This window comes from Qipengyuania gaetbuli, from assembly GCF_009827315.1.
Classification (GTDB): Bacteria; Pseudomonadota; Alphaproteobacteria; order Sphingomonadales; family Sphingomonadaceae; genus Qipengyuania; species Qipengyuania gaetbuli.
The window spans coordinates 38281-47701 of the sequence record NZ_WTYF01000002.1 but is presented as its reverse complement, the minus strand read 5'-3'; the positions used below and the strand labels follow the sequence as shown (position 1 = coordinate 47701).

Below are 9421 nucleotides of genomic sequence, written 5' to 3'. Positions count from 1 at the left end.
CGACCCGATTGGGGACATTTCTGGGGCGCGCGTTAGCCTTACCCAAATGGCCGTGCTTTGGGTCGGTCTTCAGCGATTGCGGGAAGAGCGAGCGCCAATAGCAAAGCAATGCCAGCAAACAGCGTAAGGCTCCAAGTTGCCCAGTCGAGAGCATACCAACTGCGTGCGCGTTCTTTCAATTCAGGATCGACCCAGTCATTATAACCACCCTCCGTAATGCGAGCGAACTCCGGCTCCAGAAGGATTCCTGCAAGAAGCCCACCTAAAATGAATAGGGCAAATGCGGTCACCATCAACCAGCGGCGGGAAGTCTTCCAGTTCGCAGCTAATGCAATTACGATCAAAGCAGCGGTGATCGGCGGCAATGTTTCCCAGAATGCGCTACTGTCGTAGCTGTATGCTCCTTCTAGCATCGCGAATGATCTAGGCGGTGCTTCCGTGATTGTGCTGACCAATACCGAGATTGCGAATAGCCCACCGCCAGCTTGCAGGAAGCAACTCGTAATCGCCGCCATCAGAGTAAGATTTCGAATGCTCAAGCTTCCCATGGTCCATCTCCCACTCAAAGGAGCTACCTGCCATAAACAGAAGCAAGAGCAATGTCCGCAATCCACCCATCTGACGACGGTTTCACCGATCTAGCGCCATGCCATGAGCTGACGGGCAGCTAACGACCCGATTGCGGACAGGATCGACGGCTTCCAAGCGCGCCACCGCTAGGACGCATGACAAAAGGCCTTACTTTGCTTTACTAGAAGAAAAGCGCTGGGAGCTCGCCTAGGCGACCATTGCGATGCCGAGTATGACAGCGAATAGGGTCATCACGAATGTGACGGACCACCAGAGCACGCGCTCGCGGTTCTTGTCTTCTGGCCCCAAATTACCGTGCATCGGCCTCTTCCATGCCGATACGCACTAACAGCGCTCTGCCCGCACTCCATGCAGTTCGTCGAATTTTGCGGAGGGCGACAAGCATGCCAGCAGATTCGCAATCCAAATCAATATGATGTAGGCTGCCTTTCAACGCAGGAAACAATCTGGGCTCTGATCCTGGATCACGTCACTCCGATTACGGGTTCGGCGCACGGCTGTTAGACGGTCTAATGTGTGCCGATATACTGCACGGGTCGCCAGATCCGCCCTCCTTTTCCTCCGAGGGGGCGGCCCGCCACCTTTTCTGGTGAGCGAAAAGTTTTCCTCGCGTGACGGCGGGATGAAGTCCGCGCAGTTTCAAGATTGGAGCGGCAAGCCACCCTGTGTTCTGCGACCCTGCACAGGGTGAGCCTTCTAGAGGCCTTGCCGTTCCTCCCCTCAGATTTGCCATTCTCTAAAACTGTTGAAACAATGAGAGTATCGGTGGTCTTTAAATGGGGGACTGCCAGAAGGGCTGGCTAGAGTTCCTCTTCCCGCCAGCCCTTCAACCTTTCACTGTATTTCGCTACAGCGCGCGGCCTGTAATTCAATCACCACGTCTATCGGCACCTGACCTTATTCAGATCGGCAGACCTTTCCCCGAAGCTTGGCGATCCACACCCTGACATTTCAGACTAGCGACGCGAAAAGGTAACTTTCCGCGACATCCAGCAATGGCCCGTCAGATTTTAGAGGCTACTGGTCGAGGAATGATCTTCGGTTTGCTTGCTGCGCTCCAGGCAATCACCAAGATTCCGGTCTCCAGCAACGAACTCGCACTGAAGATCGACCGGGTCGTAGAGGCTTACCCAACCATCGTAGGACAGCTGTTCGAATGGATCGCAAAAGTCTTGGGACAAGATCGCCACAATTCCACCCTCCGATACCCGACTTGCCAACAGCGCCGCCCCCGATGGCCTTCCTAAGGCTCTGTAGACACCGCGATATCGAGCTTCGAACTCCAAGAAATCAGCTTTCGACATTTGTTTGACCCGAAATATCATCGCCACCCCTCGTAATGGCATTCAAACGCCAGCTATTGCGATGACAATGTCGGAAATTTACAATTTTTTCCAGCCCCAGATAACACTGGCTCAGCTTGTTTCTTACGAACGCACCTGCCCCACGGGTTGGGAATTGCTGTAGTCGCACTGCATTACAAGGCCCTCACAAGGTGACGGGCAGGAAGCCAAGCGCGAAAATAAAAAGTGCTATTGCTCCGCAGCATGCGAGCATGACGGTCCACATAAGCCACTCGGGAACGGGGTCATATGTCGGAACTGAGCGGCGCGCAGCTTCCAGCTCAAACTCATCAAGAATGGGTGGCTTTGCCGGGGATGCAAGCAGGACCGCGCTCACGACAGCAGAACTAACCGGCGTCATGAATTCGACGCCGAAATTGTCAGCAGTACGCCGTACGATAACGGCCCTAACGAGACCTGCTTCAGGAATATCGAAGTCGATGATTTCCCCAACTCCCAGATCGGCCGAAGTCTGGAGAAGTGCACCTGTTGGCGAGATATCGAGTATCAGAATCCGAGCGGAAGATTGGCTTCGACCAGCATCGAAACCGAATGAGATAACGCGGCGTTCCGCGCGCCTCCTTTCGGAAGGTTCGGCTGAATTTGAAATCTGAGCGAGCTTAGGAAGCATGGTAGACCTCCGAGCTCCAATACACAGAAGAAAGATTAAAGCCTGCCAAACCTATGCGTCAGGCTGCCTGATGTCTGGCTCGACTTGTCGCAACCGTTGTGCGCACTAAGGTGCGATGTGCTGTCCTTTTCAGGGATTTGTACTCCCCATAAGATGGGTTTGAACTTTCCGGCGAGCGCGCATCCGTCTTCGATTTCCGATGAGCAGCACACCCAAAATCAGCAAATTCTGGTAGGGCGACCTGGTGGCGAAACAATCACTATCTTCCTGGGCAACAATCACCTCAGATACTTTCACGGCGCGCGAAAGTCGCAAGGAACCACGGCATGTCGTACATTTTAAGTCGGCTCTTGAATGTCCTCAGGGTTCCGCCTCTAGAGCGTTGATCCTAGACATCTCCCGATCGGGTATGCGGTTGATGACTAGCTGCGATCTCAAGCTCGGTGACAAAGTTGGGGTCTGCTTACTCGACGGTTCGAAGGCCTCAGGGCTCGTAGTACGCCAAGCTGACGTCCAGATTGGGATAGAATTTAGCGAACCGATTTCAAGCTCGGCAGTGTCCGCCATTCGCCTCGCATCACTACCGCCGAATTCAGACGCCTTGGCGAGGCCTGATCGAGAAGAGACGATCGCCGCTGCCAGCACCAAAAATCGCCCGGTTACTAACGCGGATCTTATCTGGATCGCGCCACTGTGGGTCGCGATAAAGGTCTGGTTTTTCTTGGTCGACGCTTACTTTGCCATCAGCGATGTTTTCGGAAGAAATCGGTAATTGTGGTCAGGTGTTTGCGTGAGCGTCCCTCTCAGACCCGGCCACTCGATCCTTGGGTGATTGAAAGCAGCTATTCGGCTTGTTGTCTCGAGGTCTTTTCCTATCACTTGCCTCCGCTTTCCACCCCAGTTCGTGACTGTTTTACCGAGCTAGCGATGCGCCAGGAGCAGACAGACAGCTAACGACCCGATTGCAGACTTAGTTCTCAGGACTGAATTCACCTGCAGATCGATCGGGTTGCCGACTTTCACTTTAGTCCTGTCTTTCAATGACTAGTTCGGTGGTGTGGCCCGCGCCCGCGACACCTGCACAAGACGCGGGCCAAGATCGAGTAATTGGCTATCGCGGATGTTTGTGAGGATTATCACAGTAATATCTGCATCGGGATCATAACCGACCCAGCCCTTAAACCCGTTGTTGGAACCGCGATGCCAAATCAATCGACCGTCGTCGTCATCTTGAATAAGGAACCCCAATCCATAGGAGGAACCTCGTATCGCATCTGCAGCGGGCGTCATCATTTCATCGACTGAAGCGGCGCTCAATAGTTTCCCGTTGAACAAGCCCCTTTGCCATTTAAGCAGGTCGTGCGTGGTCGAATAGAGTCCGCCAGCCCCCTTTCGGATCGCGACCTCCTCAAACTCGGCATTGCGCAGCAAGCCGTCTGAAAGGCTATAGCCGGAGGCGCGCTTTGGCAGAATCCGACGCAAGTCATCAAGACCTGTATCATTCATGCCCAATGGCGCGAAAATATTGCTTGTTGTGAACTCTTCCCATGTCTCACCACTGACGTTTTCGATCACGGCATCGAGCACGAGATAGCCGGAATTCGAGTATTGCCACCTCTCGCCCGGCGCGAATTCGAGAGGCTCTTCGATAAAGAGCGCGAATTGCTCTTCCTGGGATAACGGAAGTCTAACCAGCCGGTCGATATCAGAATGCGCGGTGATGTTGACGATCCCCGAAGTGTGGGTCAGCAGATGCCGCAGCGTTATTCTATCCCAGTGAGGTGGTGCCTTAGGAAAATGAGCCTTTACCGGGTCGTCCAAATCAAGAAGACCTCGCTCCTTCAGGAGCAAAATGGCGGCAGCATTGATCTGCTTGGCAAGCGATCCGATCTGGAACTTTGTATCACTGGCGTTGGCTATGCCCCATTCCAAATTCGCGCTGCCGTAGCTGGCCTCGAATATTACCTCATCACCATCGGCAATCAGTACATTGCCCATGAAAACGCCAGCATTCACTTCCTCAGCAAGCAGCTGTTCCAGCGAGGGATCGTCACCGGCATAGGACGGAGAACAGATCAATAGCGCGAGTGCACATAGTAAATAGCGTGTCATGGCTCTCCCCGAATTGTTGTGAGAACTATAGACCCTATCTTTAGATGCAGATCAAATGTGGATCGGCTGTGATTTGATATCGGCTACGTCCGCTTCCCACCCAGAAGCCGAGCTTTATGGGGGCAATTTGCGATGATCATCAAGAATATGGCATTATCTCCCGGTGAAATTATGGGAGTTGGGATGTTGAGGCCTTTCTTGCTGTATTCGCTCATCAGCGCGATTTTGTGTTGCTCCACCCTCGGCAATACCGCGCTTGCCAACGAACCGCCTGAGTCTGATTTGAACTTGGCCGAATTGCCTTGTCCGCCTGATCCCGCTTTGGGGCCAGAAGTAGCGGCGGAGCGATTACTCTATGCTTTCACTAGGCTCGATCAGGCTTGCTTCAATCAAATGTGGACAGAGGACGCCACGGCATTCCTACCGTTATTGATTGGTGAAGCCGGGCCGGGACGATTGAATGGTCGCGACCAGATCCTGGCTACGTTCGATAAGTTCTTTGGCGGGCGCCAAGCCTCTCAGGAAGATGTTTTGGATATCAATCCGGTTTCTCTCCGTGTCGACCGCCGAGGTGATGTGGCCATCGCTAGCTTTGTCCTTGGCCCTGCACTCGACAATCGCCGGACATTTGTCTTTCGTCGCGAGGAGGATGGCTGGCGCATTTGGCACCACCATGCGTCATGGTTAGGGGACTTTGAGGCCATTTTGGAAACGGAAGTCCAAAGGCGAGTCTCTGAAATCACCGTCAGTGAATAAGCCCATTTCCGCTTTTTACCCATCTGACGACGCTTCCACCAAGGTGGCGATGGGCCAGGAGCGGACCGTCGGCGATCGACCCGAATGCTGACGATACAGCCCTTGCTCAATGATGATTCTGGACTGCTCGCCCGATATGGCTACGGTGCTCTAGGCGGCGTGTGGGCAGCGATTTGACGAAAGTAAGCGGACTTATTGAACCTGCTGGAGCATCTGATCGCTTCACGGAGATCGATGCCCTGAGAGGTTTCGCACTCTTTGGCATTCTGCTTGCCAATCTGCCTGTTTGGATTGGGATACCGTTCGCTGGTGAACGCGTGCCAGAATTGATGGGATCGGTCACCCAGCAGCAGTTCGCAGCCGTGTTTAACGGCATACTGGACGGCAAGTTTTATACGATTTTCTCCGCGCTGTTTGGACTTGGCTTCTCGCTTCAACTTGAGCGCCTGGACGCGCGTGGTGCCGATGGCCGACGCATTTTTATAAGGCGAATGGCCGTGCTTCTGGTTTTCGGACTAATCCATATCTGTCTGATCTGGCCGGGCGATATTTTAATGCTCTATGCGTTGCTCGGCTTCACGCTTCCCCTTTTCCGACCGCTTTCCGATCGCGTTCTGCTCGCGACGTCAGCGGTATTGATATTCGTTCTTCCGTCTCTTCTGGTTTTCTTCGTCAACAACCAGAGCCCTGGGTGGGCATCGCCAATGTGGGATTGGGCTATGAATATCTATGTGGCAGCGGGAGGGACTGCGACGACGGATAGCGAATATTTCAACGACCTCGCCACCGGAGGTGTGGCTGAATTAATACCTCGCGCAGCATCTGAATGGGCCTTTGGAATTGTCGGACGCATCGAGGATTGGCGATTCCTGAAGGTTTTGGGGACAATGCTCTTGGGAATGTGGGCCGGGCGGTTGCTTGTGCGCGGAAATCTGATCGGAAATCGCACCCTGTTGTGGCGCGTCCTGCTGGTCGGCCTTGCCATCGGTGTGCCATGCAGCATCGTATATGCACAACAAATGCCGCACCAACAGTCGCACTGGTCGTCGCTGTTGGGCACCGCGCCACTGGGCTTCGCTTACGCGGCGGCGTTTCTCTTGATTATTCCTTATACACCACGCCTACGACGTATTCTTGCGGATGCGGGGCGCATGGCGCTGACCAACTACATCGGGACAAGCGTGGTCATGGGTCTCATATTCTACGGAATTGGACTTGGGATGATGGGGACTCTCAAGGTTCCAGAAACCTACGCCATTGGACTGCTTTTTTTCGCCTTGATGCTGGTTTGGAGCCGCCTCTGGCTTTCCCGCTACAAACAAGGCCCCCTCGAATGGCTTTGGCGGCGCCTTACCTATCCGCCGAAACCGCCAGCAAAAGTGACGATGGCCTAAACCTTTGGCTACGTCCGCTTTCCACCCAACTGGCGACGCTTTCACCGAGCTAGCGCTGGGCCAGTAGCGGACGGGCGGCTAACGACCCGATTGCAGACATTCCGCCCTTATGTGTTACGTCTGCCAGCCACGGAATAAATTTGAGCGGGGCTTACATCGATGATCAGGGCTGTAGCTGCAACAATCATTGTGATTGCATTACTTGGAGGCTGCTCGGATCGAGCCACGGATATTGATGAGGGTCAGAGTTCGTTGATCGCCTTCGATGGAGCCGATTATAAGGCTGATGCTGAAAAACTCATGCACGGCGAGCGAATGGCCGAAGTCTTCGCCTGCAATAGTTGTCACCTCGAAGATTACACTGGGGCCAATTTTGGTGAGATGATTCCATTGGTGGAAGGGCTTTGGGCAACCAACATCTCCCTAACCATGCCTCAGATGTCCGATGCTGAGCTGGAACTCATTCTTCGCGAAGGCAAGCGTTCTGATCGCGAACTCTACCTAATGCCGTCGAGGCAAACTCATTTTCTTTCAGAGCAAGACATGAGCGCCTTAATTGCTTTTCTCCGAACCATAAAACCAGCAGGCGCGCCAACCCCCGAACCACCTGCTGGATTTGCCGACGCCGTCGCAGATCGGTTGCCAAGAGACTATTGGCGAGAGAAGGAGTACGGGAGACGCTTCTACCCATCGGCTGCTGATGAGGTGGCCTATTACGTTGCGAACCGCGTGCCGAACCTAGGCTCTTCCCTCGAACGGGGGCGCTACATCGCAACGACTGTTTGCAGTGTGTGTCATGGAGCTGCGCTCGACGGCAAAGGCGAAAACAGCGGAGATGTCCAAGCCGCACTTTCATATGACGGGGCAACCTTCGACGCACTCCTGGGTAGTGATATGACGGTCTCTGGTCCAATGCCGCCGAATGAATGGGGTGGGACGCATGCAGCATATCCGCTCACGCCGTCCGAACGCACAGATATATATCAATACGTCTTTGCCTTGGCTGAAAGCCGGGCGGCGACTGAAAAATAGCGGGTATCAAGTCACCGTCGTCAACTCGAAAGCCGACCATCCGCTTTCGACCCGATTGCTGTCATTGGGGTACGCGCTGCGATGAAGCGCTAGGATAGCATCTTCCAAGTCTCGATAATTGCTCGCGCCATGGTGCGCCACGGCTCACTGAAGCCGACTGCCAGAGGAACCAAATAGGTCGAGACGGCGATAGCGCCACCACCAAGGACCCATCGATGAAGCCGTTTGGCTCTAATTAGATCGAACGCCCAAATCGCGAGGACAAACAGGGCTGGTACGACAAAGGTGCCAAGGAACCCTGCGATTCGACCACTCCCCGTTCCTACCATGGCTGCAATGGCGAAGAGCATCATGCGCTTGTGAATGTGCGGTGTTTTGCGATGCAACCAGCCCAGCAGAATTAGGATGCACGCGTTCACCACCTCGAAAATAGGCAAAAGTAGAAAGACATCGGGAGGTATCGGTTCGTCGCCAGTGGTTGGCCTCGACGCATGCTCAAGCGCGACTATCAGGCCACTGGCCAATGCGATCGGGACAAATGCCAATGCCGTCCAGCCTAAGGCACGGTGTCGCGCATACCGACCGCGCGCGATATTCAGGACCTGCCATGCAAAAAGAAGGATCCAAGCCGTAAAAAGCAATCCATGCGCTACGGTCAGCGCATTGAGCGGATTGCCTGGTGGATCATCGACGAAAGCTCGCCCATAAAAACTTGGCGTGAAGCCGACCACAATCGTCAAAATTGCAAGAAACGACCAAATTTGGACAAACCGATGTTCATTCGCAGAGAGCTTCGCCGAGCCAGTCATGCCACCTCCAAACTGTCCGAGAGCATGAAGCTAGTTGCGTTTAGGAAACCAGCCAAGTCACCTTGAAGAGCGAGAGCATTCCCAGTCCGCTTCCTACCCATCGCAATGCGCTTTCATCGAGCTAGCGATGTGCCCGAACGACCAGCGACCGTCCTGCTTTAAACCACGAGATTGATCTCAATCAACTTCAGCCAGTTCTTCTTCTGCTATACATTCCGCATGTCTGAGGAGAGAACCATGAAAATCAACGCTTTCAAGCTCAGCATCTCCACTGCGGCCGTGTTTGGGGCCGCTTGGGTGATTTGCAGCCTCCTCGTAATCGGAGCGCCGCAGGCGATGATGCAAGTGACTGGTCATATGGTCCACGCCGATTTCAGTCATATGAACTGGCAACTCAATTCCTCAGGCCTTGTGGTAGGCCTGCTCGCTTGGTCGATTGGTGCTGGTTTGATCGCCGGTGCGACTGCCGTTGTTTACAATCGGCTGGTAGACTGAAAGAGCCTTGGCCGGTCCGGCTGCAGAGTGAAATGAAACCGGCCTTGTGCTAGGGTGCTTATCTCCATTGGGGGAAAGGCTATGATCAACAGGTTAGTAGCCATCGTGGCCGCTGTATTGCGCAGGGGGAAGGTACGCAAAAGAAACGCCGCTTATGCTCCTGACCAGCCTCATGAAAGCCATTTGGATATTCGTGATGCCGGCCCCGAAGCCATGCGGGATGCCCCGCGGCGAGAGTGGTCAGAAACCGACGAGGAC

9 protein-coding genes are annotated in these 9421 nt (G+C 54.1%); 5 read left to right on the top strand and 4 right to left on the bottom strand.

All coding sequences use genetic code 11. The features are described 5' to 3' along the window. Nucleotides 1–38: 38 nt before the first annotated feature. Together GRI42_RS00275 and GRI42_RS00270 are read right to left on the bottom strand one after the other, a co-directional pair. Nucleotides 39–515, bottom strand: coding sequence for a hypothetical protein (locus GRI42_RS00275; RefSeq protein ID WP_160606045.1), 477 nt, complete (start codon nt 513–515; stop codon nt 39–41). Between the two features lie 1564 nt (nt 516–2079). Beyond that, nucleotides 2080–2565 carry a PilZ domain-containing protein gene (locus GRI42_RS00270; protein WP_160606083.1) on the bottom strand — a complete coding sequence of 162 codons (486 nt, stop codon included), beginning with the start codon at nt 2563–2565 and terminating at the stop codon, nt 2080–2082. A 244-nt stretch (nt 2566–2809) separates the two neighbouring features. On the opposite strand from GRI42_RS00270, the gene GRI42_RS14190 reads away from it, so the two are divergent. Continuing rightward, nucleotides 2810–3337, top strand: a complete 528-nt coding sequence (locus GRI42_RS14190) for a PilZ domain-containing protein (protein ID WP_160606082.1) — start codon at nt 2810–2812, stop codon at nt 3335–3337. Between the two features lie 272 nt (nt 3338–3609). Here GRI42_RS14190 and GRI42_RS00260 read toward each other — a convergent pair whose 3' ends face one another. Further along, nucleotides 3610–4677 (bottom strand): serine hydrolase domain-containing protein, encoded by a 1068-nt coding sequence (locus GRI42_RS00260; RefSeq protein WP_160606081.1) that lies wholly within the window; start codon nt 4675–4677, stop codon nt 3610–3612. A gap of 132 nt (nt 4678–4809) precedes the next feature. Between GRI42_RS00260 and GRI42_RS00255 the strand changes: the two genes are divergently transcribed. The 3 genes from GRI42_RS00255 to GRI42_RS00245 all read left to right on the top strand — a co-directional run bounded on the left by GRI42_RS00255 (nt 4810) and on the right by GRI42_RS00245 (nt 7859). After that, nucleotides 4810–5433 (top strand): YybH family protein, encoded by a 624-nt coding sequence (locus GRI42_RS00255; RefSeq protein ID WP_160606080.1) that lies wholly within the window; start codon nt 4810–4812, stop codon nt 5431–5433. A 173-nt stretch (nt 5434–5606) separates the two neighbouring features. Continuing rightward, complete coding sequence (locus GRI42_RS00250) at nt 5607–6827, top strand: DUF418 domain-containing protein (RefSeq protein WP_160606079.1); 1221 nt, start codon at nt 5607–5609, stop codon at nt 6825–6827. Between the two features lie 159 nt (nt 6828–6986). Then, entirely contained in the window at nt 6987–7859 is an 873-nt protein-coding gene (locus GRI42_RS00245; RefSeq protein WP_160606078.1) for a c-type cytochrome, read from the top strand. An 89-nt stretch (nt 7860–7948) separates the two neighbouring features. Here the strand turns inward: GRI42_RS00245 and GRI42_RS00240 are convergent, their stop codons facing one another. After that, on the bottom strand, nt 7949–8668 hold the full coding sequence (locus GRI42_RS00240; RefSeq protein ID WP_160606077.1) for a hypothetical protein: 720 nt from the start codon (nt 8666–8668) through the stop codon (nt 7949–7951). A 237-nt stretch (nt 8669–8905) separates the two neighbouring features. Here GRI42_RS00240 and GRI42_RS00235 point away from each other — a divergent pair, with 237 nt between their 5' ends. After that, complete coding sequence (locus GRI42_RS00235; protein ID WP_160606076.1) at nt 8906–9163, top strand: DUF5676 family membrane protein; 258 nt, start codon at nt 8906–8908, stop codon at nt 9161–9163. Nucleotides 9164–9421 lie beyond the last annotated feature (258 nt).

Coding starts and splice junctions, on each gene's coding strand:
- GRI42_RS00275 (WP_160606045.1), bottom strand. CDS start 515: ATGGCGGCGATTACGAGTTGCTTCCTGCAAGCTGGCGGTGGGCTATTC.
- GRI42_RS00270 (WP_160606083.1), bottom strand. CDS start 2,565: ATGCTTCCTAAGCTCGCTCAGATTTCAAATTCAGCCGAACCTTCCGAA.
- GRI42_RS00260 (WP_160606081.1), bottom strand. CDS start 4,677: ATGACACGCTATTTACTATGTGCACTCGCGCTATTGATCTGTTCTCCG.
- GRI42_RS00255 (WP_160606080.1), top strand. CDS start 4,810: ATGATCATCAAGAATATGGCATTATCTCCCGGTGAAATTATGGGAGTT.
- GRI42_RS00245 (WP_160606078.1), top strand. CDS start 6,987: ATGATCAGGGCTGTAGCTGCAACAATCATTGTGATTGCATTACTTGGA.
- GRI42_RS00240 (WP_160606077.1), bottom strand. CDS start 8,668: ATGACTGGCTCGGCGAAGCTCTCTGCGAATGAACATCGGTTTGTCCAA.
- GRI42_RS00235 (WP_160606076.1), top strand. CDS start 8,906: ATGAAAATCAACGCTTTCAAGCTCAGCATCTCCACTGCGGCCGTGTTT.